The sequence below is a fragment of the Sphingomonas beigongshangi genome (assembly GCF_016820445.1).
Classification (GTDB): Bacteria; Pseudomonadota; Alphaproteobacteria; order Sphingomonadales; family Sphingomonadaceae; genus Sphingomonas; species Sphingomonas beigongshangi.
The window spans coordinates 45591-72128 of the sequence record NZ_JADHDT010000004.1; the positions used below are offsets into that span (position 1 = coordinate 45591).

The 26538-nt window shown below is 67.3% G+C and carries 28 protein-coding genes and 1 tRNA gene; 11 read left to right on the top strand and 18 right to left on the bottom strand.

What is annotated here, in order from left to right; translation table 11 throughout:
* The first annotated feature begins 254 nt into the window (after nt 1-254).
* Both IQ292_RS08020 and IQ292_RS08025 read left to right on the top strand, forming a co-directional pair.
* Nucleotides 255-1358, top strand: a complete 1104-nt coding sequence (locus IQ292_RS08020) for a tyrosine-type recombinase/integrase (protein WP_203309808.1) — start codon at nt 255-257, stop codon at nt 1356-1358.
* A gap of 39 nt (nt 1359-1397) precedes the next feature.
* Nucleotides 1398-1471: transfer RNA gene (locus IQ292_RS08025), tRNA-Gly, on the top strand.
* A gap of 68 nt (nt 1472-1539) precedes the next feature.
* On the opposite strand, the gene IQ292_RS08030 is transcribed toward IQ292_RS08025, so the two are convergent.
* Both IQ292_RS08030 and IQ292_RS08035 read right to left on the bottom strand, forming a co-directional pair.
* The gene (locus IQ292_RS08030) at nt 1540-1938 is read right to left on the bottom strand and encodes a glycine zipper 2TM domain-containing protein (RefSeq protein WP_203309809.1); all 399 of its coding nucleotides are present in this window, start codon (nt 1936-1938) and stop codon (nt 1540-1542) included.
* A gap of 68 nt (nt 1939-2006) precedes the next feature.
* The gene (locus IQ292_RS08035) at nt 2007-2840 is read right to left on the bottom strand and encodes an alpha/beta hydrolase (protein ID WP_203309810.1); all 834 of its coding nucleotides are present in this window, start codon (nt 2838-2840) and stop codon (nt 2007-2009) included.
* Between the two features lie 103 nt (nt 2841-2943).
* On the opposite strand from IQ292_RS08035, the gene parC reads away from it, so the two are divergent.
* Nucleotides 2944-5196, top strand: a complete 2253-nt coding sequence (parC, locus tag IQ292_RS08040) for a DNA topoisomerase IV subunit A (RefSeq protein WP_203309811.1) — start codon at nt 2944-2946, stop codon at nt 5194-5196.
* A gap of 74 nt (nt 5197-5270) precedes the next feature.
* On the top strand, nt 5271-6956 hold the full coding sequence (locus IQ292_RS08045; protein WP_203309812.1) for a putative bifunctional diguanylate cyclase/phosphodiesterase: 1686 nt from the start codon (nt 5271-5273) through the stop codon (nt 6954-6956).
* 73 nt (nt 6957-7029) lie between these two features.
* Here the strand turns inward: IQ292_RS08045 and IQ292_RS08050 are convergent, their stop codons facing one another.
* Genes IQ292_RS08050 through IQ292_RS08065 form a run of 4 tightly spaced genes read right to left on the bottom strand, consistent with a single transcriptional unit; the run spans nt 7030 to nt 9927 of the window.
* Nucleotides 7030-8205: a CCA tRNA nucleotidyltransferase gene (locus tag IQ292_RS08050; RefSeq protein ID WP_420853671.1), complete on the bottom strand. Its 1176-nt coding sequence runs from the start codon at nt 8203-8205 to the stop codon at nt 7030-7032.
* Nucleotides 8198-8806 (bottom strand): CoA pyrophosphatase, encoded by a 609-nt coding sequence (locus tag IQ292_RS08055; RefSeq protein ID WP_203309814.1) that lies wholly within the window; start codon nt 8804-8806, stop codon nt 8198-8200. The genes IQ292_RS08050 and IQ292_RS08055 overlap by 8 nt, the downstream gene beginning before the upstream one ends.
* Complete coding sequence (locus IQ292_RS08060; protein WP_203309815.1) at nt 8803-9369, bottom strand: DUF1285 domain-containing protein; 567 nt, start codon at nt 9367-9369, stop codon at nt 8803-8805. Before IQ292_RS08060 ends, IQ292_RS08055 begins: the two co-directional genes overlap by 4 nt.
* Before the next feature lie 39 nt (nt 9370-9408).
* Complete coding sequence (locus IQ292_RS08065) at nt 9409-9927, bottom strand: GNAT family N-acetyltransferase (RefSeq protein WP_203309816.1); 519 nt, start codon at nt 9925-9927, stop codon at nt 9409-9411.
* Between the two features lie 152 nt (nt 9928-10079).
* On the opposite strand from IQ292_RS08065, the gene IQ292_RS08070 reads away from it, so the two are divergent.
* On the top strand, nt 10080-10463 hold the full coding sequence (locus tag IQ292_RS08070) for a dihydroneopterin aldolase (protein WP_203309817.1): 384 nt from the start codon (nt 10080-10082) through the stop codon (nt 10461-10463).
* On the opposite strand, the gene IQ292_RS08075 is transcribed toward IQ292_RS08070, so the two are convergent.
* Entirely contained in the window at nt 10426-11328 is a 903-nt protein-coding gene (locus IQ292_RS08075; protein WP_238940922.1) for a hypothetical protein, read from the bottom strand. The genes IQ292_RS08070 and IQ292_RS08075 overlap by 38 nt on opposite strands.
* Nucleotides 11329-11542: 214 nt before the next feature.
* Between IQ292_RS08075 and IQ292_RS08080 the strand changes: the two genes are divergently transcribed.
* The 4 genes from IQ292_RS08080 to IQ292_RS08095 all read left to right on the top strand — a co-directional run bounded on the left by IQ292_RS08080 (nt 11543) and on the right by IQ292_RS08095 (nt 14108).
* Nucleotides 11543-12223 carry an energy transducer TonB gene (locus tag IQ292_RS08080; protein ID WP_203309818.1) on the top strand — a complete coding sequence of 227 codons (681 nt, stop codon included), beginning with the start codon at nt 11543-11545 and terminating at the stop codon, nt 12221-12223.
* A 65-nt stretch (nt 12224-12288) separates the two neighbouring features.
* Nucleotides 12289-13080, top strand: a complete 792-nt coding sequence (locus IQ292_RS08085) for a MotA/TolQ/ExbB proton channel family protein (RefSeq protein WP_203309819.1) — start codon at nt 12289-12291, stop codon at nt 13078-13080.
* 94 nt (nt 13081-13174) lie between these two features.
* Complete coding sequence (locus tag IQ292_RS08090) at nt 13175-13651, top strand: ExbD/TolR family protein (RefSeq protein WP_203309820.1); 477 nt, start codon at nt 13175-13177, stop codon at nt 13649-13651.
* Nucleotides 13652-13679: 28 nt separating this feature from the next.
* Nucleotides 13680-14108 (top strand): ExbD/TolR family protein, encoded by a 429-nt coding sequence (locus tag IQ292_RS08095; protein ID WP_203309821.1) that lies wholly within the window; start codon nt 13680-13682, stop codon nt 14106-14108.
* Between the two features lie 612 nt (nt 14109-14720).
* On the opposite strand, the gene dcd is transcribed toward IQ292_RS08095, so the two are convergent.
* From dcd to IQ292_RS08115, 4 genes are all read right to left on the bottom strand, one after another.
* Nucleotides 14721-15275 carry a dCTP deaminase gene (gene dcd / locus IQ292_RS08100; protein WP_203309822.1) on the bottom strand — a complete coding sequence of 185 codons (555 nt, stop codon included), beginning with the start codon at nt 15273-15275 and terminating at the stop codon, nt 14721-14723.
* Nucleotides 15276-15953: 678 nt separating this feature from the next.
* Complete coding sequence (locus IQ292_RS08105) at nt 15954-16415, bottom strand: cytidine deaminase (RefSeq protein ID WP_203309823.1); 462 nt, start codon at nt 16413-16415, stop codon at nt 15954-15956.
* Nucleotides 16412-17089 (bottom strand): GH25 family lysozyme, encoded by a 678-nt coding sequence (locus IQ292_RS08110; RefSeq protein WP_203309824.1) that lies wholly within the window; start codon nt 17087-17089, stop codon nt 16412-16414. Before IQ292_RS08110 ends, IQ292_RS08105 begins: the two co-directional genes overlap by 4 nt.
* The gene (locus IQ292_RS08115; RefSeq protein WP_203309825.1) at nt 17089-17571 is read right to left on the bottom strand and encodes a UPF0262 family protein; all 483 of its coding nucleotides are present in this window, start codon (nt 17569-17571) and stop codon (nt 17089-17091) included. Before IQ292_RS08115 ends, IQ292_RS08110 begins: the two co-directional genes overlap by 1 nt.
* 79 nt (nt 17572-17650) lie before the next feature.
* On the opposite strand from IQ292_RS08115, the gene IQ292_RS08120 reads away from it, so the two are divergent.
* Both IQ292_RS08120 and IQ292_RS08125 read left to right on the top strand, forming a co-directional pair.
* On the top strand, nt 17651-19141 hold the full coding sequence (locus IQ292_RS08120; protein WP_203309826.1) for a replicative DNA helicase: 1491 nt from the start codon (nt 17651-17653) through the stop codon (nt 19139-19141).
* 74 nt (nt 19142-19215) lie between these two features.
* A complete protein-coding gene (locus IQ292_RS08125; protein ID WP_203309827.1) occupies nt 19216-19854 on the top strand; it encodes a hypothetical protein in 639 nt (212 codons plus the stop codon).
* A gap of 42 nt (nt 19855-19896) precedes the next feature.
* Here IQ292_RS08125 and IQ292_RS08130 read toward each other — a convergent pair whose 3' ends face one another.
* The 7 genes from IQ292_RS08130 to astD form a co-directional block, all read right to left on the bottom strand.
* Nucleotides 19897-21024 carry a GGDEF domain-containing protein gene (locus IQ292_RS08130; protein ID WP_203309828.1) on the bottom strand — a complete coding sequence of 376 codons (1128 nt, stop codon included), beginning with the start codon at nt 21022-21024 and terminating at the stop codon, nt 19897-19899.
* A 39-nt stretch (nt 21025-21063) separates the two neighbouring features.
* Complete coding sequence (locus IQ292_RS08135; protein WP_203309829.1) at nt 21064-21825, bottom strand: phosphoadenylyl-sulfate reductase; 762 nt, start codon at nt 21823-21825, stop codon at nt 21064-21066.
* The gene (locus tag IQ292_RS08140; protein WP_203309830.1) at nt 21818-22246 is read right to left on the bottom strand and encodes a DUF934 domain-containing protein; all 429 of its coding nucleotides are present in this window, start codon (nt 22244-22246) and stop codon (nt 21818-21820) included. Before IQ292_RS08140 ends, IQ292_RS08135 begins: the two co-directional genes overlap by 8 nt.
* Nucleotides 22239-23870: a nitrite/sulfite reductase gene (locus IQ292_RS08145; RefSeq protein ID WP_203309831.1), complete on the bottom strand. Its 1632-nt coding sequence runs from the start codon at nt 23868-23870 to the stop codon at nt 22239-22241. Before IQ292_RS08145 ends, IQ292_RS08140 begins: the two co-directional genes overlap by 8 nt.
* A gap of 75 nt (nt 23871-23945) precedes the next feature.
* Nucleotides 23946-24242, bottom strand: coding sequence for a DUF2849 domain-containing protein (locus IQ292_RS08150; protein WP_203309832.1), 297 nt, complete (start codon nt 24240-24242; stop codon nt 23946-23948).
* A complete protein-coding gene (gene cobA, locus IQ292_RS08155; RefSeq protein ID WP_203309833.1) occupies nt 24239-25030 on the bottom strand; it encodes a uroporphyrinogen-III C-methyltransferase in 792 nt (263 codons plus the stop codon). The genes IQ292_RS08150 and cobA overlap by 4 nt, the downstream gene beginning before the upstream one ends.
* A 71-nt stretch (nt 25031-25101) precedes the next feature.
* Nucleotides 25102-26511: a succinylglutamate-semialdehyde dehydrogenase gene (gene astD / locus IQ292_RS08160; protein WP_203309834.1), complete on the bottom strand. Its 1410-nt coding sequence runs from the start codon at nt 26509-26511 to the stop codon at nt 25102-25104.
* Between the last annotated feature and the right edge of the window lie 27 nt (nt 26512-26538).

Below are 26538 nucleotides of genomic sequence, written 5' to 3' on the forward strand. Positions count from 1 at the left end.
CCGCTGTCCTGGGAAAGTGGGAAGAGGCCATGCTCCTTGCGCGTATCGAGATACAGGAGGGGCGGGATGGGTAGCGCCGTAAACGTCCGATATCCGCGCAAAGCCGAGATCGAGCGCGCGGTACAGGCAGCCAAGGCATGCGGTATAGACGTGGCAGGCTTTGAGATCGCTCCAGGCGGAATCATCAGGATTATGGAGCCGCGGGCAAATGCCGTGGTAGCCAATGACTTCGACAGGTGGGCGGACAAGCTCTGATGGCTGTTCAGTATATCCGGGATCGGACGAAGCGGAAGTGGTTCGTCTACGCCTACAAGGGCGGCCCCCGGATCATGACGCATGAAGGCCCGCGCAAACCCAATCTAACGGCTGAGGCGTCACGCAAGCTGGCTGAAGCCTTAGCCGCCAAGGATGCCCCTGATGCCACGCGCTTCCGGGCGGTAGTGCGCGCGTGGATGGCCTCAGAGGCGTGGAAGGGGCTAGCCCCCGCTACCCGCAAGGTATGGCAGCGCCACGTTGATCGCATTGAGGCCAAGTGGGGCGATGTGCCGATCGGCGTCTGGAACGATAGCCGCATGACTGCGAAAGTCGTGAAGTGGCGCGACGAGCTGGCCTCGACTCCCCGAACGGCGGATATTGGCGTCACGGTGCTGGTTGCGCTGTTGAAGTGGGCGCGCCTTCATGGCCAAGGAATCAGCATCAACGTCGCTGCCGATATACCCAACCTGTATAAGGGCGCGCAGCGGGAGGAAATCGTCTGGCTGGCCGATGACATCGCACGATTTGAGGCTGCGGCCATTGAGGAAGAGCAGCCATGGATCGTTGACGGCCTACGCCTGTGCGCCCTCACTGGTCTGCGTCGGCAGGATCTTGTGACGTTAACGTTTGACCACGTTGGTGAAGTCGCGGTGTCCAAGACCGCGCTCAAGAAGAGCCGCGGCAAGCGACGCAAGGCCAACGTGCCGATGACCGAGGAACTGGCGACGTTCCTAGACGAGATGCGTCAGCGCACGCGACAAGAGGGCGTAAACACGGTCCTGGTCAATAGCTTCGGTCGCCCTTGGTCAGGCGACGGCTACGGCGGATCGTTCAACCGCATTAGGGACAAAGCTGGGATCGTTCATGTCGATGAGGATGGCACCGAGCGCAAGAAGCACCTGCATGATGTCCGCGGCACCTTCTGCACCATGCTCATTGCCGATGTCGGGCTGACCGATCAGGAGGCATCCGACATCATGGCCTGGTCGAAGGAGCGGGTTGCCCAAATCCGAAAGACATATGTTGACGACGCGAGGGTCGTCGTGGCAATCGGAGAACGCATTGCAGCGCATGCCCGAGCAAAACGGGAAGCAAAACAATGACGCTGGGATGCTCCGGAAACGGCAGAAATCCTAGGGATTGCGGGTGTAGCTCAATGGTAGAGCAGAAGCTTCCCAAGCTTACGACGAGGGTTCGATTCCCTTCACCCGCTCCATACCCGGCCTGGCTCAGCCACGCGACGGCTTCGGCCGGCGCTCGGTAGCGCCGACCGATCTGGCAGAGTCAGCGGCAGCGCACGTTGTTGCGATCGATCGCCTGGCCTGCAATCGCGCCGCCTGCCGCGCCGAGCAATGTGCCCAACGTCTGCGATCCCCCTGCGGTCAGCGCCGCGCCCAGCGCGCCGCCGGCCACGCCACCGACGATCAGTCCGGTCGTGCCATCGCTGCGGCGGCAATAGTAGCGCCCGTCCTGGCCGGCGTAGACGCGGTCGCTGGTGCGCAGGCGCCGTTCGCGGTACCGTTGATTGTCGACATAGTATCGGTCCGCATAATAGCCGCCATAGGACGGATCCGGCCGGTTCCAGTCATAGGCGTAGCGGGGGCCACCGTAACCGCTGTCATAGGTGGAGCAGCCCGACGCAAGCGTCGCGGCACCGACCAGTGCGAGGGTGATTGCACGCATCCCGACCTCCCTTGATTGTGGAGCGGATCAATCGCGCGGGGGCGACAAAAGTTGCGCGGTGGCCCGTCTCATCCGCCGGGGGAGCCGCGCGACAGCGCGGCGGCGACCAGCCGCCGGGCCAGCGTCCAGGCGGCAGTGCCGGGGGCGATGAGTTCGACATGCCCCGTCGCGGGAACCGTGTGCAATGCGACGGCGTCGCCCGCCGCCTCGGCTGCGGCGCTATAATCCGTCGCGAAGCGGTAGGGGATGATCCGATCTTCGCGTCCGTTGACCAGCTGTTGCCGGACGCCGAGCGGCAGGAGCGGCGGGATCGACGTGTCGGTGAAACGATTGGCGCGATCCGTCCCGACCAGACGGTCGATGACCGCCGTGCCGCAGCCATTGTCGGGGCTGGCCGCCACGGCTTCCAGATCGGGCAGGGCGCCGAGCGCGATCACCTCCGGTACGCCGAGCGCGTCCGCCGTGAACAACGGGCTTGCTGGAGAAAGGCGTCCGCGTGCGGCCAGCCAAAGCGCCAGGTGCCCGCCCGCCGAATGTCCCACCGCGACGAGGCGCGACGGGTCAAGCCGCCACTCGGCCGCCGTCGCGCGCAGAAGGTCGGTCGCGGCCGCGACGTCGCGGAACGTGCCCGGAAAGCCGCCGCCCGCCCGGTCGACGCCGCGATAGTCGATGTTCCACACGGCGAAGCCTGCGGCGCGCAGGTCGTCCGCCGCCCAGTCCATCAGCCGCCGATCGGCGATCTCCGTCTGCCAGCAGCCGCCGTGCACCATCAGCACGACCGGATGCGGTCCGTCCCCCGCCGGCCGCCACAGGTCGATGCGATGCATCGCGTCCTCGCCATAAACGATCGTCGCGTCGCAGGCGGGGCGGGGGCGGCTGGTCAGGTCATCCCAGGTGAGCATCCGCCAGCTCTAGGATGGCCGGCGCCGCCACGCAAAGCGGCGTTGCAGGGCGGGGACGCTCGACGCTTTGACGCACGCCCCGCACCTGCTAATCGTTCCCGTTATGGCCACCGATTTCCAGGAGCCGCCGATCGGCGTGCTCGACGCGCCCTTCGACAGTGCCTTGTCCGAACGCTACCTCGTCTACGCATTGTCGACGATCACCGCGCGTTCGCTGCCCGACGTGCGCGACGGCCTGAAGCCGGTGCACCGTCGCCTGCTTTGGGCAATGCGTCTGCTCCGCCTCGATCCCGCTGCGGGCTACAAGAAGTGCGCGCGCGTCGTCGGCGACGTGATCGGCAAATATCATCCGCACGGCGACCAGTCGGTCTACGACGCCATGGTCCGCCTCGCGCAGGATTTCGCTTTGCGCTACCCGCTCGTCGACGGACAGGGCAATTTCGGCAACATCGATGGCGATAACGCCGCCGCCTATCGCTACACCGAAGCGCGGCTGACGCAGGTCGCGATCGACCTGATGGATGGGCTGGACGAAGACGCCGTCGCCTATCGTCCGACCTACAATGGGGAGGAGCAGGAGCCCGAGCTGTTCCCAGGTCTGTTTCCAAACCTCCTCGCCAACGGCGCCGCCGGCATCGCGGTCGGCATGGCGACCAACATTCCCCCGCACAATGCCGCCGAATTGCTGGACGCGGCGATCATGCTCGTCGACCATCCGGACGCCACGGACGCGATGGTGCTGGATCATGTGAAGGGACCCGATTTCCCGACCGGCGGCCTGGTCGTCGATCCGCAGGCGGTGATCGCCGAAAGCTACGCCACGGGGCGCGGCTCGTTCCGCATCCGCGCGCGGTGGGAGATCGAGCGCGAGAAGGGCGGCGGTTGGCAGGCGGTCGTCACGGAGATTCCCTATGGCGTCCAGAAGGGGAAGCTGATCGAGCAGATCGCGGCCCTCATCAACGAACGCAAGCTGCCGATCCTCGCGGACGTTCGCGACGAATCGGACGCGGTCGTCCGCATCGTGCTGGAGCCGCGCAGCCGCACCGTCGATCCGCAGGTCCTGATGGACGGCCTGTTCCGCTTCTCGGATCTGGAAACGCGTTTCGGCCTCAACCTCAACGTCCTCGATCACGATCGGACGCCGCGCGTCATGTCGCTGCGCGAGGCGCTGAAGGCCTGGGTCGACCATCAGTTCGTCGTCCTTCGGCGCCGTACCGAGCATCGCCTCGCCAAGATCGCGGACCGGATCGAACTGCTGGACGGCTATCTCGTCGCCTATCTCAATCTCGACCGCGTGATCGAGATCATCCGGACGGAGGATGAGCCCAAGCAGGTGATGATGGCCGAGTTCGGGCTGACCGACCGGCAGGCGGAAGCGATCCTGAACATGCGGCTGCGCTCGCTGCGCCGGCTGGAGGAATTCGAGATCCGGGGCGAACGCGGCAAGCTCGACAAGGAACAGGCCGAGCTGACGACGCTGCTCGGCTCGGAAGCGCGGCAGCGCACGCGTCTGAAGCGCGACCTCGGCCGGATCCGCGAACGCTACGGTCCCGAAACCGCCCTCGGCAAGCGGCGTACCGCGATCGAGGAGGCAGGGCCGACGCGCGACATCCCGCTGGAGGCGATGATCGAGCGTGAGCCGATCACCGTCATCCTGTCGCAGCGCGGCTGGATCCGCGCGATGAAGGGCCATGGCGATCTCGCCTCGGCGGAGACGCTCAAGTTCAAGGAGGGCGATGGCCCCGCCTTCGCCTTTCATGCGCAGACCACCGACAAGTTGCTGCTCGCGGCGGAGAACGGGCGTTTCTACACGCTTGCCGCCGACAAGCTGCCGGGTGGACGCGGGTTCGGCGAGCCGGTTCGCGCGATGATCGACCTCGATGGATCGGTCGGTGTCGCCGCCTTCCTCAACGCCCGCGCGCAGGAGCGGTTGCTGATCGCGGCCAGCGACGGACGGGGTTTCATCGTTCCGGTGGCGGACACGATCGCGGAGACGCGCAAGGGCAAGACGGTGATGACCCCGCGCGCCGGCGCCAAGCTGATCGTCGTGCGCCCGGTCGCCGCGGACGCGGATTACGTCGCCGCCGTGGGTGACAACCGCAAGTTCCTGGTCTTCCCGATCAAGGAGCTGCCGGTGATGAGCCGTGGGCAGGGGGTCCAGATCCAGCGGTTCCGCGAGGGAAGCCTTTCGGATGCCACGACGTTCGTGTTCGCGCAGGGACTGAGCTGGCCGATGGGGGGCGAGACGGGCCGTATCCGGACGGAAGCGGATTTGTCGCTGTGGCGCACCGCGCGTGGTGCGGCTGGCCGTACGCCGCCGACGGGCTTCCCGCGCGACAATCGCTTCTGGGGCTGATCGCGCCCGTCGGACGAGCGCTTTTCACGGGCGGCCTTCAGCGCGTCTTAACGATCGTGCGGTAGCAGGCTCGCATGGCAAGCGCCCCGACCGATGTCGCGACGACGCAGTCTGCCGAGCTGGAGATGCTCGCGCAGGACCTAGAGTTGATCCCGATTCCCGCGGTGCAGGTGGTTCGTGACGGCGAAGGCTTCGGTTTTCTCAGTTTCAACCGCGCCTATCGGCTTGCCGGACTGGGGGTCGTCGCGGAACGATCGGCGATGATCCATGCGCTCGCGCCGCGTATCGATGCCTTCCTGCGTTCGACGGACCTGCGCAGCGATTTCGACTGGTCGATCGGCGAGGTGATCGACTGTCGCTATTACCGGGTAACGCTCGCCCGGCCTGCTTCGACCGTGCGCGATCGTTGCCAGATCGGCCTCGTCGATCTGACCGCGCAGATCCACACGGAACGCTCGCTGCGGCGGGAGATGACGACGGACAGCCTGACCGGTTTGCCGAACCGCGAGGGGTTCAGCGATCTTATCGAAGCGATCCAGGCCGATGGTCGCCGGCACGCGGTACTTGTCATCGATCTGGATCGCTTCGGACGGCTCAACGCCTGTCTCGGCGGACTGGCCGGTGACGAGCTGCTGATCACGGTCGCGCGCCGGATCAAGGGCGCGCTGCGTGCGCGCGATTCGCTCGCGCGGATCGGCGGCGACGAGTTCGGTGTGCTGATGGGCATCGATACGGTGCAAAGCGAGGCGGATCAGCTGGCGGACCGTATTCGACGCGCGCTGGCCGCGCCGTTCCGACTTAGCGATTATGAGATCGGCGTCGATTGCGCGATCGGCATCGCGCACGGCGACGACGCGATCGACGATGTCGAGGAGCTGATCCGAAACGCGCAATTCGCCGTCAAGGCGGCCAAGGCCGGGACGCAGGTCGAGTCCTACCAGACCGATGCCTTCGCCATCGCGCGCGAACAGTTCGCGATGGAAACCGCGCTGCGGCGTGCGATCGAACAATCGCAGCTCCGCCTGGCGTTTCAACCGATCTGCGACCTCTCGAGCGGCGAGATCGTCTCGTTCGAGGCGCTCGCGCGGTGGTGCGATAACGACGGGGTGGAGCAGGATCCCGGCACCTTCATCCCCGTGGCGGAGGAATCGGGTCTCATCGTGCCGCTGGGCCGCTGGGCGATGGAAGAGGCGGCGCGCACGCTCGTCTGGCTCGACGAGGCATGCGGCGGCCATTGCGGCATGCGCATGGCGGTCAACCTGTCGGCCATCCAGATCCAGCGCGACGACATCGCCTCGGTGGTAGAGGGCAGCCTGATCCGGCACGGGTTGCAGGGCGAGCGGTTCACGCTCGAACTGACCGAAAGCGCGATCGTCAGCGACCCGGATCGCACGGCGCAGGCGATGCACGCGCTGCGCTCGCTCGGCACCGTGCTGGCGATGGACGATTTCGGCACCGGCTATTCCAATCTCGCCTATCTGCAGCAGCTTCCGATCGACATTCTCAAGATCGATCGCAGCTTCGTGACCGAAATGCTTGCAGACAGGGACAAGATTGCCATCGTCCGTGCGATCCTCAGCCTCGCGCAGGCGCTGGGCATGAAGACCACGGCCGAGGGCGTGGAGTCGAACGAGCTTGCGCAAACGCTCGCCGCGCTGGGCTGCACTTATGGTCAGGGCTATCTCTATGCCCGACCGCTCGAAGCGGCGGACGCGCTCGCGCTGGTGAAGCGCATCAGAGGGCAATCCACCGTCGCGTAGGGCCTGGCGGCCGGTCGGTCGGCCCGGCCATTGGCACCGCGCCGAACGGTCGCGAACGCATCAGGAACCGAAATCAGGCGTCGAGCCCGATCGCGACCTCGCGATCCGCGATGGCCGCCACGCGTGCCGCACCGGGAAAGCCTTCCGCGATCCAGGCCGTCTCGATCCTCTTCAGCGCGGCGGCGACGGCCGGGCCCTTGGCGAGCCCGCGCTGCACCAGCGCACCGCCGCCGATCGGCAATTGCGGCGGCTGCCAATCGCGCAATGCCTCCACCGAGCGTCCCGCGAGCAGCAGCCGATCGATCGCGCTCTCGGATCCGACGCGATAGGCGAGGGCGCGAGGCCCTTCTTCGCCTTCGCCCTGCGTCGCGGCGATCAGCCGCTTGCGGTCGGCGTTGGACAGTTTCAGCCGCGCGCCGATCGCGTCCGCCGCGTCTGCGGGAACGAGCGCGGCGAGGCGACGGATCGGGTCGGGCGTGATGCCGGCTGCCGCTTCGCGTGCGGCAAGCGCGGCGAGCGGGGCGGCATCGGTAATCTCGGGCAGCACCGCGCGCAGCACGCCGTGTTCGATCATGACGTCGACGACGTCGATCGCCTTCGCAGCGACCAGCAGCTTGAGCAGCTCGGCGGCGATCCGTTCCCGTGACAATGCCATCAGGTCGTTGGCGCGCAGGCGACATGCGGCCAGCCCCTCTGCGTCGATCGCGTCGCCGAATCGCGCATGGAAGCGGAAGAAGCGCAGGATGCGCAGATGATCCTCGGCGATCCGCTGCAGCGGGTCGCCGATGAAGCGGACGCGCCCGTTGGACAGGTCGTCGAGGCCGCCGAAATAGTCGAACACTTCACCGGAGCGGGGGTCCGCATAAAGCGCGTTGATCGTGAAGTCGCGCCGGGCGGCATCCTCGCGCCATGTGTCGGTGAAGGCGACGATCGCATGGCGGCCGTCGGTCGCCACGTCGCGGCGCAACGTGGTGATCTCGACCGGTCCCGACGGCAGCACCGCGGTAACCGTGCCGTGCGCGATGCCGGTAGGGATCGCCCGGATGCGGGCGGCCGCGAGCCGCTCCATCACCTCGGCGGGGGGCACCGTCGTGGCAAGGTCGATATCCGCCGGCGCGAGCCCTAGCAGCGTGTCGCGAACAACGCCGCCAACGAGGCGCGCGGCGTCGGGGCCGCCGATCGCGTCGACCAGCGCGTCGAAGCCGTCGCGGCGGCGGATGGCGTCCAGGGGCAGGTTCACGTCAGGCAGCCTCGCGTGGCCAGGCCAGCCTGCGCGACAGGTTGACGATCATCGCGGCGGTCGCGCCCCAGATGCGGCGATCTTCCCAGAGGATTTCATAGTAATGACGCCGCCGGCCTTTCCACATCGCGCTGGCTTCCCGCTGATTGGCCGGATCGAGCAGGAAGTCGAGCGGAACCTCGAATACGGAGGCCACCTCCGCCTCGCTCGCGCGCAGCGGCAGGTCGGCGGGAACGGTGGCGAGCACCGGGGTCACGGCAAAGCCGGTCACGGTCAGATATCGGTCGATCGGTCCGATCACGCTGACGGCGGAAGGAGGCAGCGCGATCTCTTCGGCGGCTTCGCGCACCGCGGCCTCGACGGCGGTTTCGCCGGGGTCGAGACGTCCGCCGGGAAAGGCGACCTGCCCCGCATGATTGCGCAGCGTCTCCGTGCGCTGCGTCAGCAGCACGCCCGGCCGCGGGCGATCGGTGATCGCGACCAGCACGGCGGCGGGCGTCAGATCGGCGTCCTCCCGCGTCTCGAGCTCGCGATTGTCGCCGGTCAGCAAGACCGGCGCATCGCGGCTCCCCGCGTCGAGCGCGTCGCGCAGCCGCTTGGCCAGCATCATGCCGCGACGTCCAGAGGGAAGAAGGCACCCCCGCTCCATACGCCGGCCGGCGTCGCATCGCCAGCGAGGGCACGCTCCGCCAACTCGTAATAGACCGGACGTGCGAGACGCGCCTCCAGCCCGGCACGCACGTGCAGATAGGGGCGCGGGCCGTCCGAGCCTTGCTCGAAGCGCAGCGCATGATCGGCATCGGCGGTGACCAGATCGCCGGTATTCAGCTGGAACGCCAGCCTCGCGTCTCGTCCCTCGCCCTCGGCCTTCATCCCGACCGCCACGAACGGCACGTCATCGACGGCGATGTCCAGTTTCTCGACCGGGGTGACGAGGACGTAGCGCCCGTCCGCCTCTCGCCGCAGGATCGTGGAGAACAGCCGGACCATCGCGGCGCGACCGATCGGGCTGCCCTGATGAAACCAGGTGCCGTCGGCCGCGATGCGCATCTCGCTGTCACCGCAATGCTGCGGATCCCACTTCTCGACCGGCGGAAGACGCCGTTGATCGACCAAAGCGGCGATCTCGGCGAGGCTGAGCGAGGCAAGATCGGGCAATGCGTCCATCGGCATGGACCGGGAGGTAGGGGCACGCGGCGAAGTCGTAAAGGTTCAGGCGACCGCCGCGCCGGCCGGGGACACCATTCCCGCCTGCGTCGGCACGGCATCGCCCTTGGCAAGCAGGCGCCGCATCTCCACAGGACCGGGAAGCCGCCAGGCGCCCGTGCGGGCGGCGTCGAACCCGAAGAAGCGGCCGTAATATTCCGGATCGCCGATCAGCATCATCGCGCCGTCGCGGCCGGTGTCGTGCGCGGCCCGCAGGGCGTGCGTCATGAGCATGCGGCCGATGCCGTCACGTTGCCGTTCGGGTGCGACGGCGACGGGGCCGATCATCACCATGTCGTGCTCGGTCCCGTCATCCGCCTTGAGGAGGACCGGCCAACACTGGATCGTACCGACGAGGACGGCATCGTCGACCGCGGCGAAACTGAGCGATGCGATCGCCCTGCCGGCGCCGTCGCCGCGGACCCGGTAGGCGGTGCGCTCATGGCGCCCCGGACCGAAGGCGCGGTCGAGAAGCGCCTCGACGGCGGTGGCATCGACGGTGCTGAGCGGCACGAAGGCGATCACGGACGAGCTCCGGACATGAAGCGGACGAGGGAAGGCGGAGGCGCGCGCATGCCGCCCCGGTCTCGCGAGCGCAAGCAGGATCGTGGCGGGGCGGGACGCGCCGACACGCGCGGCCATTGCCGTGCTCGTCCGCCGGGCCTAGGGGCGGCGCCATGCAAGACACGCTTCAGCTGGAGGTCCACGATCTCGAGGTCCAGGTTCTCACCGGCATATATTCGGAGGAAACGCACCTTCCGCAGCCGTTGCGCATCTCGATCACGGTCGATCTCGTCTGTCAGGACCATTTCGCGCCGGACACGCCGCTGACGGCGTCGAAGAACTACCTCGACCTGAAGCACGCCGCGACGACCGCACTGCCGCCCGGCGTGCACTTCACGCTGGTCGAAGCCGTCGCGGACCATATCTGCGAAACCCTGCTGATCGGCGACCCCCGCGTGCTGCGCGTCGAGGTCAAGATCGTCAAGCTGGCGATCGCGGAAGCGGGCGAGGCGATCGGGATCAGGCTGGTCCGCCATCGCCGCCAGGCGCCGGCGTAGCGCCGCGCGCGCGTCCGCATCGGCCCAGCCGCGCGATCACCAGCGCATAATCCTCCTGCGCTGCGGCCGCGTCGGCGGCGGCGAGCGCCGCGGTACTGCGCGCCGGCAGCGCCGCGGGGAGCGCGCAGGCGAGGCGATACCACAGCAACGTGTCACGCGCCGGCGGCCCCGCGGCTTCGTCGACGATCTCGGAGAGCGCGACCGCCCAGCGCGGCTGTTCTCCCGGCCGGCGCAGGATCGACAGCGAGACGGGCGCGCCGTTCGCCGTCGTGAGGAACACCTGTGTCTCGCTCTCCCCCGGCAGGGCGCCGGGAACGTGAAAGGCATTGCCGACACCGGTGATGACAGGCGGCGCATCGCTCGCCACCAGGTCGCGCGCGATCTGCCGCACGCGCCGATCGTCGTCGGCGTTCCACCACCTCTGGCCGTCCAGCGTGACCAGCTGGACCTGTGCAGGCGTCGACGGCACCGGTCTCGCGAACAGCAGCACCCGCGCCTTCTTCAGGCGCGGCGGACTGCCGTTCGCGTCGGGAAGCACGTCGACGATATAGCCGATCCGGGGCGGCAGCCCGTCGGCACCACGGACAAGGGCGGAAACGTCCGCCTCGACGTAGAAGCGGCTCCGCCCGGGGGAGACGCCGGCCGCGTCCGCGCCTTTTAGCCGGGTGGCGGACCTGATCGTCGCGTCGGCAATGATCGGCGAGGCCGAAACGAGATCTACCAGGTCGGCGTAAGGCGTTGCATCGCGAGACATTTCCGATTCGCGATCCGCAGAGGCGACAGCTTGAGCCCGAATCATGGCGGAATTGGGGAGAGCGAGCAGGAAGCCCGCGAGCGGGAAGGCGAGGCGAAAAGCGCGATTCATGCGGCTTTCCCTAGCTCTGACGCCCTGAACGATACAGAAATAAAAGTGTCGCAAGCCGATTGTACGTTTGTTGCGTCCGACAAAGCGTTTGCGTGTCGACGGGCGTGGCGATAGGACTATGCCACTGCGAAGCGCGGCGACAGCCGTGGCAGGGGTCGCGTGCGTTCTCCCCCGGGGCGACCGCGAACCGAGATTGAGGGAGTGTCGTTGCTGAATGGCCTATGCTGACCAGAAGATGTCCGGTGGCAGGGTGGTCGCGATCGTCATCGTCGCGCTGATCCATGCTGCACTGGGCTATGCCTTCGTCACTGGTCTTGCGACCAATTTCGTGAAGAAGGCCCAAGAAAAGCTTAACACGTTCGACGTTGAGGAGCCGCCGCCCCCGCCGCCGGACGAGCCGCCGCCGCCGCCGCCCGACACGCCGATGACGCCGCCTCCGGTCGTCTCGCCGCCGCCGATCGTGCAGAACCCGAACCCGCCGCCCGTCGTCATCGCGACGGTGCCGACGCCGCCGCCGGTCATCAACATGACCCCGATCGCGGCGCCGCCTGCACCGCCCGCGCCGCCGGCCGCGCCGCCGGCTCCGCCGCGCGTCGCATCGCCGGTGAGTGTCCGTGGCGACCAGAGCTCGTGGTTCCCGCAGGACAGCTATCCGCCCGCGGCGCGTCGCGCCGGTGCGGAGGGCCGCGTCAGCGTGTCGGTTACGGTCGGGACCAACGGTCGCGTGACCGCCTGCTCGGTAACGTCGTCCAGCGGCAACTCGGATCTCGATACGGCGACGTGCAACCTCGCCAAGCGCAACGGCCGCTTCAACCCGGCCAAGGACGCCAGCGGTAACGCGATCGAATCGACATACCCGCTCCGCGGCGTTCGCTGGAAGCTCGAGAACGAATGATCTTTACGGTGGCCGGACAGAGTCCGGTCACCGAATTACCAATTGAACGAGAGGGATTACTCACAATGCTCACCACCATCCTCGCGGCGGGCGGCACCGCGGCCGCCGAGAACCAGTTCGGTCTGCAGCAGGCGCTCAAGGAAGGCGGCCTGATCTCGCAGTCGGTGTTCTCGATCCTGGTCCTGATGTCGGTCGTCTCCTTCTACATCCTGTTCTCGAAGCTCTTCGAACAGCAGAAGATCCTCAACCAGGCGAAGCGCGTCCGCCAGGGCTTCTGGCAGTCGAACAGCCTGAAGGAAGGCTCGGCCAAGCTCGAGAAGAACTCGGCCTACAAGCAGCTGGTCGACGACGGCCTGGCGGCGCAGGAGCAGCATGCGAAGCTGACCGATCCGGTCGAGGCGCATGACTGGCTGCACGGTTCGCTGGCCCGTTCGGAAGCGGCGATCAACTCGAAGCTGGGCGGTGGTCTGGCGTTCCTCGCGACCGTCGGCGCGACCGCGCCGTTCATCGGTCTGTTCGGTACCGTGGTCGGCATCTACCGCGCGCTGATCAAGATCGGCGCATCGGGCGATCCGTCGATCGACAAGGTCGCCGGTCCGGTCGGTGAGGCGCTCATCATGACCGCGCTCGGTCTGGTCGTCGCGGTTCCGGCCGTGCTCGCCTACAACTGGCTGCAGCGTCGCAACAAGTCGATCGCAGAAGACCTGTCGGCCTTCTCGAACGACGTGCTGGGCTTCCTCGCCTCGAACGGCGCGGTGAAGCCGTCGATCGCCGGTGCGGCGCCCAAGGCGCCGGTGAAGCCGGCGGCGGCGACCACGACCGCCGGTCAGGCGGGCGGCGTGCAGACCCGTTCGTAAGAATGAAAGAGGGGTGGGACGGCGTCCGCGTCGTCCCGCACCCCGGCCGATGTATCAGGCGTCGGCCACATTGAATGGATAGGATGGATCGCGCATGGCGATGAGTGCTGGCGGGGGCGACCCCGAAAAACCGATGTCGGACATCAACACCACGCCCCTCGTGGACGTGATGCTGGTTCTGCTCATCATCTTCCTGATCGCGGTTCCTGTGGCGATCCAGACCGTCAAGGGCATCAAGCTGCCCCAGGTCCGCTTCGACCCGACCGTGACCAAGCCCGAGAACGTATCCCTCTCGGTCACGACCAAGCCGGACGGCAGCTGCGCGGTGTATTGGGGCACGGCGCCGGTGACGAGCAAGGAATTGCTGGATCGCGCCGTTGCCAAGCTGAAGGCGGAGATCGATCGCCAGGGCGGCCCGGGCAACCCCGCGCTCGAACTGCCGGAAGCGCATATCCGTGGTGACGTGAACACGCCGTACAAGTGCGTGGGCGGCACGATCTACACGATGCAGCAGGCGGGCTTCGCGCGCGTCGGATTCATCTCGCAACCGCCGGCCGGCGGCGGCGCATAAGCTGCGGCCAGGAGTGGAGTAAGCCGATATGGCAATGAGTGGTGGCCGCGACGACGGCGAGCCGATGATGGAGATGAACACGACGCCGTTGATCGACGTCATGCTCGTGCTCCTCATCATGTTCATCATTACCCTTCCGATCCCGACCCATGCGGTCAAGGTCGACCTGCCGGTCAACGACCCGCGGCAGCAGAAGCCGCCCGTCGACCCGCAGAAGAACAAGATCACGATCGACGCGGCCGGAACCGTGTCGTGGAACGGCACGCCGGTGGATCTGGTGACCCTGCGTCAGTATCTGGACGTTGCGGCCAACATCAATCCGGAGCCCGAGCTGCACTTCCAGCCCGATCCCACGGCCAAGTACGAAAAGGTCGACGAGACGCTGGCGGTGATCAAGCGTTCGAACGTGACCAAGCTTGGTTTCATCGGGAACGAGCAGTATCGCAACGACTTCTGATACGTTTCTGTATCGGACGTGAGCATGGCGGCCTCTTCGGAGGCCGCCTTTTTCCGTGCCTGCAACGATTGCCGCGCGCGGCGTTCATCGGGCGGCCGGGACGCCAATGTGGTCGGGGTACGCCCGGCGACTTTCTGCATGCCGCTTCGTCGTCGTTCGCAACCGTTGCGCCGCGGGCCGGTCCGATATGCAGGGATCATGGGACGGCAATGCGTCGAGGCGTCGCTACCGTGTGCCGGCCATCCACGGTAGCGGGCTGAGGTTACGCGAGGTCATTCGCTCGCGGGTTGTCCCGACGGCGGCGTGCGCCGACGCCCATTGCAGCGGCACGCCACGCCGGACCGAGCCCGCATTAGCTGTCGCGATGATGATGGACGGCCCCGCCGATCGCATCACGGTAAGCGGGTAGTGCACCGTACCGACCCGATTTCGACGGCTCCGTCTACGCTGGTGTTTGGATCAGTCGCATCACGCGTGTCGCACGGCATCGGGCCGACGGTGGGCGAACCTGCCTGCGATGATCGTATCTTGGAAGTGAGGACGCGGCCGGGACGTCGCCGTTCCGCTTTCCCCGATCCGTGCTGTCGCGATCGGGGCTGTCGCGGACGAAGCCTATAGCCTCGGGAGGGTGACGCCGCGCTGGCCCATGTACTTGCCGGCGCGGTCGGCATAGCTGACCTCGCACGGTTCGTTGCCCTTGAGGAAGAGGAACTGGCACGCGCCCTCGTTGGCATAGATTTTCGCGGGCAGGGGCGTCGTATTGGAGAATTCGAGCGTAACGTGGCCCTCCCAGCCTGGTTCGAGAGGGGTCACGTTGACGATGATCCCGCAGCGCGCATAGGTGGACTTGCCGAGGCAGATGACCAGGACATCGCGCGGCACGCGGAAATATTCCACCGTACGCGCCAAGGCGAAGCTGTTGGGCGGGATGATGCATACGTCGGTCTTGCGATCGACGAAGCTGTTCGAGGCGAAGTCCTTCGGGTCGACCAACGCATTGTCGACGTTTGTGAAAATCTTGAACTCATCCGCCACGCGCGCATCATAGCCGTAGGAGGAGAGGCCGTAGCTGATGCAGCCGTCGCGCCGCTGCGCTTCGACGAACGGCTCGATCATGCCCTGCTGCTGCGCAGCCTCACGAATCCAGCGATCGGACAGAATGGACATCGGCATTTCCCCCAGGCGGACGCGCGTTCCATCGCCGGATTGCGCGTCGAGGGCAAGCGCGCGCCAGGCGCGGCTGCGACGAACGCCCCGAGCAGGGTGGCCCTTAACGGCTGCTGGTACCACGCCCGCCGAGCGTGCGTGCAGGAGCGTCGAGGGAAAGCGCGCGCCGGGGGCGGCTACGACGAACGCCTCGAGCTGGGTTGCCCTTGCCGATTGATGGGATCAGGATTGCCGAGCGCGCGTGCAGGCGCGTAGACGGCAAGCGGGCGCCGGGGGCGGCTGCGACAAATGCTTGGAGTTGGGGCGCCTTCGCGGATTGATGGCACCAGGACCACCGAGCGCGCGTGCAGGCGCGTCGAGGGCAAGCGCGCGCCGGGGACGCTTCCGACAGCCGCTTCGAGCTGAGTCCTTGCCGATTGATGGCGCCGGGACCGCCTATTTTGCGTGCAGGCGCGAGGTCGATGCGCACGCACGGATGTCAACACGCGCCCCGCAAGCGTCGTGCGTGTCCGCGTCCGCGCGCCATCCTCCGCGACGGGCGGGGTCTTGCAAACGGCAAGGCGAGGGGACGCCCCGAGCGGCTGTGCGCATTGGAGACAGCGAGCGGGGACGAACCGGCACCGTGTCAGCCCCGCGGCGTATCCACCATGCTCCGCCGCAGGATGGTCCGGCGAAGCGTCAGCCGATCCCCAGATCCGCGGGTCCGAATGCGACCGGAAGGAGCTGCGACAGGCGGTAGCTCGCGACCGCCTCGCCCTCCGCTGCGCCGCAGTGGATCACGATGTCGCGACCGCCCATTTGCGCGGCTTCGTTCAGCACCTGGCGACACCTGCCGCAGGGGCTGACGGGCGCGGTTCCGGTCGCGCGTCCGTCCGCATCCATCGCACCGCCGATGACGCCCACTGCCACCACGTCGCGCAGCCGTCCCGCCGCACTGGCCGTAGCGATCGCGACCGTCTCCGCGCAGAGCGACAGGCCGTAGCTCGCGTTCTCGACATTTGCCCCCTGGACGATGCTGCCGTCGGTCATCAACAGCGCGGCCCCCACCGCGAACCGCGAATAGGGGGCATGGGCATTCGCCGCCGCGGTCCTGGCAGCGGCGATGAGCCGGTGGACGTCGGAGTCAGGCGTATTGGTCATGATGCTACTACGTCCCAGTTCACGGGGCCTTCGATGCCGTCGATGCGGCGGAAATCGCTCGATCGCCACATGCGCCACGGGCGTTTGGCGTAGGACGGCGCAAGGATGTTGCCGATCGCCCACAAGGGGCGGTCGATCGCGCCGCTGATCTGATACGCCCGCTCGACGGGCTTGGCGACGCGCAGCAGCACGGGTTTGCGCATATGCGTCTCCACCATCGCGATGAAGCGCGTCAGCTCCGCGACCGCCTTCGCGCGCTCGGGGCGATCGGGACAATCGTCCCTGAACGAGATGTCGACGGCCGGCGGCAACGCATCCGCCGCGCGGGGAACGAACGCGTTGAAGGCGTTGGCCTGCGCGACGGCAGGCTGACAAAAGGAATAGAGGTGGACGGCGCCCCGCCGCAGACCCGCCTCGGGAAGCGCGGACCAATTCCATTCGAAGGCCGCATCGCGGACATCGGCGCCGTCGGTGGCGACGAGATAGGCGAAATCCGCGCCGCGTGCCCGCACCATTCCCCACTCGATCGGGCGCGGGTTCCGGTCCAGATCGATGCCCTGCAACGGGTAACGCTCGGCGCCGGGATGCCACGCCGTCGCATAGCTCCAGCCGGCGATGGCGATCGCGCCTGCCGCGATCAAAGCGCCGACGCCCTTGAGGAATGCGTAGGCCATCAGCCGCGCAGATGTAGGACGCAGATGAGGGTGAACAGACGCCGCGCGGTGTCGAAATCGACGTCGATCTTCCCGGCGAGGCGGTCGCGGAGCATGTCGGCGGCATCATTGTGGATGGCGCGGCGGGCCATATCGACGGTCTCGATCTGTTGCGGGGTCGCCGCCCGTATCGCCTGGTAGTAACTATCGCAAATGGCAAAATAATCTTTGATCGGCCGACGGAATCGGCCGAGCGCCAGGACCAGCGTCTCGAGATGCGAGTCGTCGGCGCGATGGATGTGGATGCCCAGCCGCCCCTCCGCCGATTCGAGCCGTATGCGGTAGGGACCCGCATAGCCGTCCGGATGGACGCGCTGCGGAGCGAAGTAATTCCCTTCGAGAATGTCGAAGATCGCGATCCGCCGCTCCTGCTCGACGTCGGCGGAGCGCCAGCCGATGCTGGTCTCGTCGAGGTCGATGGCGATGATGCGCGGATCGGGCATCGTCGTCGGATAGAGGCGTTGGCCGCATACGACAATTCCGAGTTTGTCGCGCACCGATCCCCGGGGGTATGAGGGGCGAATGGCGACTCTGGCATTCCCGACCCCCGCGGCTGCGGCCGAACCGATGCACCTGCCCCGCAACGTCGAGGCGGAAGCCGCGATGCTCGGCGCGATGATGATCGACAATCGGCTCGCCGACGACCTGGTCGACCGACTGGAGCCCGCGCATTTCTACGAACCGGTTCACGGGCGTATCTTCGCCGCAATAAAAACGCTTCGTTCCAATGACATGCTTGCGACTCCTGTCACGCTTCGACCGATGTTCGAGGCCGACGAGGGCATGAAGGAGCTGGGCGGTCCCGCCTATCTGGCGCAGCTGACGGGATCGGGCGCCGGCCTGATCGGCGCCCGCCAGTTCGCCACCCAGATCTACGATCTCGCAATGCTCCGCGCGCTAGTCAGCGTCGGCCGGACGCTGGTCGAGCGGGCGATGGACACGTCGGAGGAGGTCAATCCCCGCGCTCAGATCGAGGCCGCCGAGGAGGAATTGTACAAGGTCGCGGGTGACGGCGGGGTCGAGAACTCGATCAAGAGCTTCGCGCAGGCGACGACCATGGCGGTCAAGATGGCCGAACGCGCGCTGAATTCCGGCGGCAACCTGTCGGGCGTCACGACCGGCCTCGATTCGGTCAATGCGAAGATCGGCGGCATGCACCATTCGGATCTGATGATCCTCGCCGGCCGCCCGGGCATGGGCAAGACGTCGCTGGCGACCAACATCGCCTTCAATGCGGCGCGGCGCTGGATGCGCGACATGGCGAACGGCATCCCCCCAAGCGAATCGGTCGGCGCGAAGGTCGCGTTCTTCAGCCTCGAAATGAGCGCGGATCAGCTGGCGACGCGTATCCTCGCGGAACAATCGGGCATCAGTTCCGAGAACCTACGCATGGGCAAGATCAGCAAGGCGGAGTTCGGCCAGCTCGCCGCCGCTGCCGCCGAACTGGAAAACCTGCCCTTCTTCATCGACGACACGGGCGGCCTGTCGATCAGTGCGCTGCACACGCGCGTCCGCAGGCTGCAGCGCCGGCACAACAACCAGATCGGCCTCGTCGTCGTCGACTATCTGCAGCTGCTGACCAGCGGCAAGGGCAGCAACGAGAATCGCGTGCAGGAAATTTCCGAAATCAGCCGCGGTCTGAAGACGCTGGCCAAGGACATGAACGTGCCGGTGCTGGCGCTGTCGCAGCTGAGCCGTGCGGTCGAAAGCCGCGAGGACAAGCGGCCCATGCTGTCCGATCTGCGCGAATCGGGATCGATCGAGCAGGACGCGGACATGGTCTGGTTCGTGTTCCGCGAAGACTATTACACCGCGCAGCGCGAGCCCAAGCGTCCGATGGAGGGCGACGATACCAAGATCTTCGAAGATCACGCCAAATGGGCCGCCGACATGGAGCGCGTCTATGGCCTCGCCGAGTTGATCGTCGCCAAGCAACGTCATGGCGCGACGGGCAAGGTGGTCCTGAAGTTTGACCCGACGATCACGCGCTTCTCGGACTATGCCGGCTATTGAGCGATAGGACCGCGGCGGAACCTGCGCGGATGTGAACTCGTTTCCGCCTCCTGTTCATTGCAGGAGGAGCGAAGATGCACAGGTTCCTGAAACTGGCGACCGCCGTGTCCGGTCTGGCGCTGATCGCCGGCCCAGCCCTTGCCGAGGGCAAGACGGATCGCGCCCGGGCCGCGATCGCTGAGGCGCGCGGCAAGGTCGAAACCCTCGGTACGATCAATGCCGCTGGCGACGTGCCCCGCCTCGTCGCCCAGGCGCAGGCCGCATTGCGGACCGCGGAGGACGACCTGAAGGGCAGTCACAAGGAACAGGCGATCGCCGATGCGCATCGTGCATCCGAAATCGCCGATACCGCGATAGGCCTGTCGCAGAAGCAGCAGGCGCAGTCGCAGGCGGCGGACGTCGCCGCGGCGGCCGCGACGACGGCCGCCGCGGAGCGTCAGGCCGCCGATGCAAATGCCCGTGCCGCTGCCGCCGAGCAGGCGGCCGACGCCGCGGCCGCGGATGCCGCGGCGGCGCGCACTGCCGCGGCGACTCCCGCGCCGGCGCCCGCACCGCAGCCGGTGACTGTGACGACCGAAACGACGAAGGTCGCGTCGGCCAGCACGACGCAGGCCGCCCCCCGCCGCACGGTTCGCCGCGTCGTACATCATCGTACGACCAAGCGCGCGCCGACAGTGACGGAAAAGACCACGACGACCGTATCCACCAACTGATCCGGACGCCGCCTCCCTCGCCTGAGGGCGGCGGCCCCGACTTCAGGCGGCGCGCGCGATCACCCGCGCGCGCTTCGCCGCATAGAGTTCACGGTCGGCCCGACCGATCGTCGCTTGCAGCGCATGATCGTCGTCGCTCCAGCGCGCGATCCCGAAGCTGAACCGCCACGCGGGTACTTCGTCGTGCGACTTGCTCATCGCTGCGAACCGTCCGGCCAATCCGGTCATGCCGGTCGGTTGCGCCGGCAGGAGGACGAGGAATTCGTCGCCGCCCAGACGTATGGCTTCGCCGCCGAACCCGTCCGCCTCGGTCTTCAAGACCTTGGCGATCCGCGCAAGGACGATGTCCCCGGCCTCATGACCGTGTGTGTCGTTGATTTGCTTGAAATGATCGACATCGATGATGACGATGGCCGTCCCGTTCCTGGCCCATGCCGGGCCGTGGTCGGTCAGCCAGGCCCGGTTCCGCAATCCGGTCAGCGCGTCGCGATAGCCACTGGCACGCAGTCTTCCGATGGCGCGGGCGCCCGGCATCGCCAGCAGGCCGACATAGACGATCAACAACAACGGAATGTGGCTGAGGTAGGCGACCCGGGCAGCCGCATCGAGCGCCGCGTCCTGATGGAAATGGCTGGCGAGCGAAACGAGATAGCTCGGGACGAAGCCGAGCATCGTCCAGCCGACGATCCGGCGCCAGCCGGTGTGCGGCACGGGCAGGGCGCGGGCAAGGCTGACGCCACCCATCGTCAGCGAGAGCGTCAAGGCGATCGCCGCGGGGATGGTGATGCTCCCGGCGGGAAGGTACAGCGATCCGAGGGCGAAGGCGGCGGGCGGCGGTAGCGCGATGACGGCGGTCATCGCCACGGAAAGCGGTGTCCGCTCGAACCGGCGGATGCCGCTGACGATCAGTGCCGTCGATCCGGCCAGCAGCAGGTAACTGAGCACGCCCAACGGCCGCGACACGGGCGCCGGCGGCATCAGCTGGGCCAGGATGCCCGCGCCATAGGCCAGGCCCGCCGCCGACCATTCCAGAAGGTATCCCGCGTAGAGGTAGCGCGTCCACAGCACCAGAAAGGCCGCGCCGAACGTGAAGGCGATCAGCGCGGCGGCAAAGCAGATGGTGAAATTATCGATCGGCAACATCATCACCGCGATGATGATCCAGATCAATTAAACATTGCTTGATGGCGACGGCACACGCGCCGACTTTTACTCAGGACGCGGCGCATCGCCGACAATTGGGGCAACATGGATGCCGCATTCCACTTTGTCCCAGCCGCGCCAACGACCCGCGCGGGGGTCCTCGCCAGGTCGCACCTTGCTGGTGCAGGGCGCACATCCGATCGACAAATATCCCTGTGCCTCCAAGGGGTGGCGGGGAAGGTCGTGGTCGGCGAAATAGGCATCGAGGTCCGCCTTGGACCAGTCCGCGAGCGGATTGATCTTTATACGACCCGCATCGTCTTCGAACCGGGGCAGGGCGGCGCGGGTACCGGCCTGGAAGCCCTTGCGGCCTGAAATCCAGGCGTCGAAGGGCGCCAGCGCGCGCGCCAGCGGCTCGACCTTGCGCAGCGCGCAGCAACCGTCGGGGTCGTAGGACCAGCGCGTGCCCGCGGCGTCGCGATCGGCGATCCGTCGGGGATCGGGCCGATAGACGCGAAGATCGGTAAGGCCGAGCCGCTCGACCAGCATGTCACGATAGGCGAGCGTCTCTCCGAACATCTTCTGCGTGTTGGTGAAGATGACGGGGAGGTCCGGGTCGATCGCCGCGACCATGTGGAGCAGCACGGCGGATTCGGCGCCGAACGACGATACCGCCGCGACGCGACCGTTCAACGGCCCCGCGAGAAGGTCGCGGAGCATCGCCGGCGCAGCGACGCCGGCGTACCTGCGCTCCAGTGCCTCCGCATCGGCGGGCGTGAAGGCGGGCAGCGTATCGATGACGTCGACCTGTCGCCGGGGCTCACCCATGACGGCGCTTCCACACCGGTACGCTATCGTCCGCGGCGGCCTGGTAGCGGTAGGCATAGCGATCGAGCGCGCGCGCGACGGCCGCATCGTCGAGCGGCACCTGCGGCGCGAACCCGTCGAAGCCGCAGCGCCGCATCAGCGGCAGCTGATCGACGAGGACATCGCCGGCGGCGCGCAGCTCGCCCGTATATCCCGCCTCGCGCAGGATACGCGCGGAGGAATAGCCGCGACCGTCGCGGAACGTGGGGAAGCTCACCTCGACCAGCCGCAGCCGATCGAGATGCGGGACGAGCGCCCGCGCATCCTCTCCGGCCTCCAGCCGCACGGCGGTGGCGTTGCTCTGGCCGAGGAAGGCGTCGAGCGTGACCGCGGGTTCGTCCTGCGCTTCGTCGTCGCGGAAGCGGAGCATTGCCTCAGCCATAGATCGCCTCCTTGAACGGTGCGAAGCCGACGCGCCGATAGGTGTCCAGGAAACGCTCTCCCGCCTTCCGCTCGGCCAGATAGCGGTCGGTGACCCGCTCGATCGCGTCGACCACCCCGTCCTCGTCGAATCCCGGCCCGGTGATCTTGGCGAGGCTGACGTCCTCGGCGCCGGAGCCGCCCAGCGACAATTGGTAGTTTTCCGTGCCTTTCCGATCGACGCCGAGAATGCCGATATGCCCGGCGTGATGGTGGCCGCAGGCGTTGATGCAGCCCGAGATCTTGAGCTTCAGTTCGCCCAGCTCCCGCTGCCGGTCGCGATCGGCGAAGCGGGTCGCGATCTTCTGCGCGAGCGGGATCGAGCGTGCGTTGGCGAGGCTGCAGTAATCGAGGCCGGGGCAGGCGATGATGTCGGTGATGAGGTCGAGGTTGGGCTCCGCGAGCCCCGCCTCGACGAGCGCGCGCCACAGGTCTTGGAGATCGCGCTGGCGGACATGCGGCAGCACGATGTTCTGCGCATGGGTGACGCGCAGTTCGTCGAACGAATAGCGCTGCGCGAGGTCGGCGAGACGGTCGATCTGGTCCGCGGAGGCATCGCCCGGAATACCGCCGACGGGTTTGAGGCTGACGTTGACGATCGCATAGCCCGGCGCCTTGTGCGGCCGGACGTTCTGATCGATCCAGACGGCGAAATCGGGGTCGTCGCGCTCGACATGCGCCGACAGGCCGGTCTCGAAGGCGGGGGCTGCGAACATCGCGGCGATCCGCTCGAGCTCGGCGCGGGGCGGATCGAGGCCGAGCTGCTTGACCGCGACGAACTCCTCCTCGACCTGGCGACGATATTCGTCCGCGCCGATCTCGTGAAGCAGGATCTTGATGCGCGCCTTGTAGATGTTGTCGCGCCGTCCGTATCGGTTGTAGACACGTAGACACGCTTCGAGATAGCTCATCAGATCGTCGGCGGCGACGAAGTCGCGGATCAGGTGGCTGATCATCGGCGTGCGGCCCATGCCGCCACCCACGTAGATCTGCGCGCCGATCCCGCCGTCCTGCGCGACCAGCCGGATGCCGATGTCGTGCAGCCGCATGGCCGCACGATCTTCCTCAGCGGCGATCACCGCGATCTTGAACTTGCGCGGCAGATAGCTGAATTCCGGGTGGAAGGTGCTCCATTGCCGGATCAGCTCCGCCCAGGGGCGCGGGTCCGCCACCTCGTCGGCGCTGGCGCCCGCATATTGATCGGCGGAGATGTTGCGGATGCAATTGCCGCTGGTCTGGATGGCATGCATCTCGACCGTCGCCAGCTCGGCGAGGATATCTGGCGCGTCCGCCAGCTTGATCCAGTTGAACTGGATGTTCTGCCGCGTCGTGAAGTGGCCGTAGCCCCGGTCATAGGTGCGCGCGATGTGCGCGAGCATCCGCATCTGGCGGCTGTCGAGCGTGCCATAGGGCACCGCGACGCGCAGCATATAGGCGTGCAACTGCAGATAGAGTCCGTTCATCAGCCGCAGCGGCTTGAACTGGTCCTCCGTCAGCTGCCCCGACAGGCGGCGTTCCACCTGATCGCGAAATTCGTCGACGCGCGCGTCGACGATGCTTTGGTCATATTCGTCGTAACGGTACATCTTGCGTCTTCCTCCCGCCCCGAGCGGGGCAGGAAATGGTTGGGCCGACCCGCGCCTTAGCGGGAAGGGCGTTCGTCAGATGACCCAGTTGCCCGCCAGCGGATCCGCGGGCTTCAGCGTCAGGTCCGGCCGCACCGTGGGGCCGAGCGCCCGGATGCGGTCCTTGATATGCGCGGGGCGAGGTCCGTCCGGCGTGGGCGTCGCATCGATCAGATAGGGGACGTTGACGCGCCGGGCGCCTTCCTCCGCTTGCAGGATCGCCTCACCGGACGCGCCGACGTCGACCGCATCCTCGACATGCCGCGACCAGCCCTGTCCGCTCCACCAGACGACGTCGCCGGTCGCGAGGTCGTTGCCCGTCAGCAGCCTCATGCCGACAGGCCCTCGGCGACGCGCGCCCAACGGGCGAGCTTGTCCTGGGCGTCGGACAGCTCGACGACCTCGCCGACGACGATGATCGCGGGGCTCTGCACCGTCTCGCGCGCAACCATCGGACCGAGGTCGGCAAGCAATGTCCGCAGCGCGCGGCTGCCGGACAGCGTGCCACGTTCCAGCACCGCGACCGGCATGTCCGGCGCGACGCCGTCCGCCATCAGCTTGTCCGCGATGTCGCCGGCGGTGGCAACCCCCATATAGATGACGAGCGTGCGCCCCTGGCCGGCGAGGCCGGCCCAGTCCTGTTCCGACAGGCCCTTGCACTGCCCGGCCACGAAGCTCACCGCGCTGCTATGGTCGCGGTGCGTCAGCGGCAGCATCGCCTCGGCCGCGCAGCCCAGTGCGGCGGACACGCCGGGGATAACCTCGACCGGCAGGCCTGCCGCGCGCACCGCCTCCACCTCTTCGCCGCCGCGGCCGAAGATGAACGGGTCGCCGCCCTTCAGCCGGACGACGACGCTGCCCGTCTTCACGTGGGCGACGATCAGCGCGTTGATCGCCTCCTGTGGCAACGTGTGCCGGGCCCGCCTCTTGGCCACGGAAATGCGCTGTGCCGCCTGCGGCGCGAGGTCGAGGACGCGCGGGTCGATCAGGCCGTCGTGTACGACGACGTCCGCCCCGCGCAAAGCCTCCACGGCGCGCACGGTGAGCAGCCCGGGATCGCCGGGCCCGGCACCGACGAGTATGACGCGTCCGCGCGCGCCCGGATCGAGAAGCGTAGCCATGATGGGGAGATGCGCTTGCCGCGCCACGCCGGCAACGGAGCGATGCTTGGGCCGGCGGTAGGGCAGCTATCTCATGCGTCGCGAAGGCCGATCCCGATATTGGCGCGGGCGGAGTCCGCCTCGTTGCTGACCACCGGATAAGCACAATAATCGGCGGCGTAATAGGCGCTGGGCCTGTGGTTGCCCGACCAGCCGATACCGCCGAAGGGCGCGGCGGAACTCGCGCCATTGGTCGGACGGTTCCAGTTGACGATTCCCGCCCGTATGTTCGCCCAGAAGCGGTCGTAGAGCGCGGGCGTCTGGCTGATCAGCGACGCCGACAGGCCGTAGCGTGTGTTGTTCGCCTCCGCGATCGCCTGATCGAAGTCGTCGGCGCGGATGACCTGCAGGATGGGGCCGAACAGCTCGATGTCGGGCCGGTCCGCCATGCCCGTGGTGTCGATCAGCGCGGGGACGAGGAAGGGGCGGTCGTCGGACAGCCTCTGAAGATGGCGGATCGGACGGCCGCCGCGCATCATCAGTTCCAGGAAGCTCTCGGTGAGCATGTCGGCGGTCGCATTGTCGATCACCGGCCCCATGAAGGGCTGGGGATCGTCGAACGGGCTGCCGACGATGAGCCGGCCGATCATCTGGTTGATCGTGTCGACCAGCGGATCGAACATTCTGGTGTCGACGATGAGACGGCGTGCGGCGGTGCAGCGCTGGCCCGCCGTGGTGAAGGCGGATTGGACGACGAGTACCGCGGCGGCGTGGAGGTCCGGCGTATCCCAGACGACGATGGGATTGTTGCCGCCCATCTCGAGCGCCAATATCTTCTCCGGCTTGGCGGCGAAGGCCCGGTTCAGCGCGATGCCGGTCCGCGCCGAACCGGTGAAGAGCAGGCCGTCGATGTCGGGATGCTCGGCAAGGGCCTTGCCCTCCGCGGGTCCGCCGATGACGAGCCCGGCGCAGCCCTGCGGTACCCCGGCGGCTCGGTAGCAATCGATCAGGAATGCGCCCGTCGCCGGCGTCTTCTCCGACGGCTTGAAGATCACCGCATTGCCCGCGAGCAGCGCCGGGACGATATGTCCGTTGGGCAGATGCGCGGGGAAATTATAGGGGCCGAGCACCGCAAGGACGCCATGCGGCTTGTGACGCAGGGCCATGCGGCTGCCCATCGGCGAGTCGAGACGGCGCTGCGCGGTCCGTTCCGCATAGGCGGTGACGGAGATGTCGACCTTGGCGATGACCGTGTCGACCTCGGTTCGCGCTTCCCACAGCGGCTTGCCGGTCTCGCGCGCCAGCAATTCGCTGAATTGGTCATGACGTTGCCGCACGACATTGGCGAAGCGGCGCATCGTTTCGATGCGCACGGCGAGCGGCTGCGCCGCCCAGGGCGCCCAGCTCGCCCGCGCGGCGGCGACTTCCGCACCGACGTCGCCGACCGGGGCACGCCACAATTCGGCACCCGTGGCGGGTTCGTGGGAAATGATCTCGGCCATGTCGCCCCTCTCGCTCAAGCCTAGGCG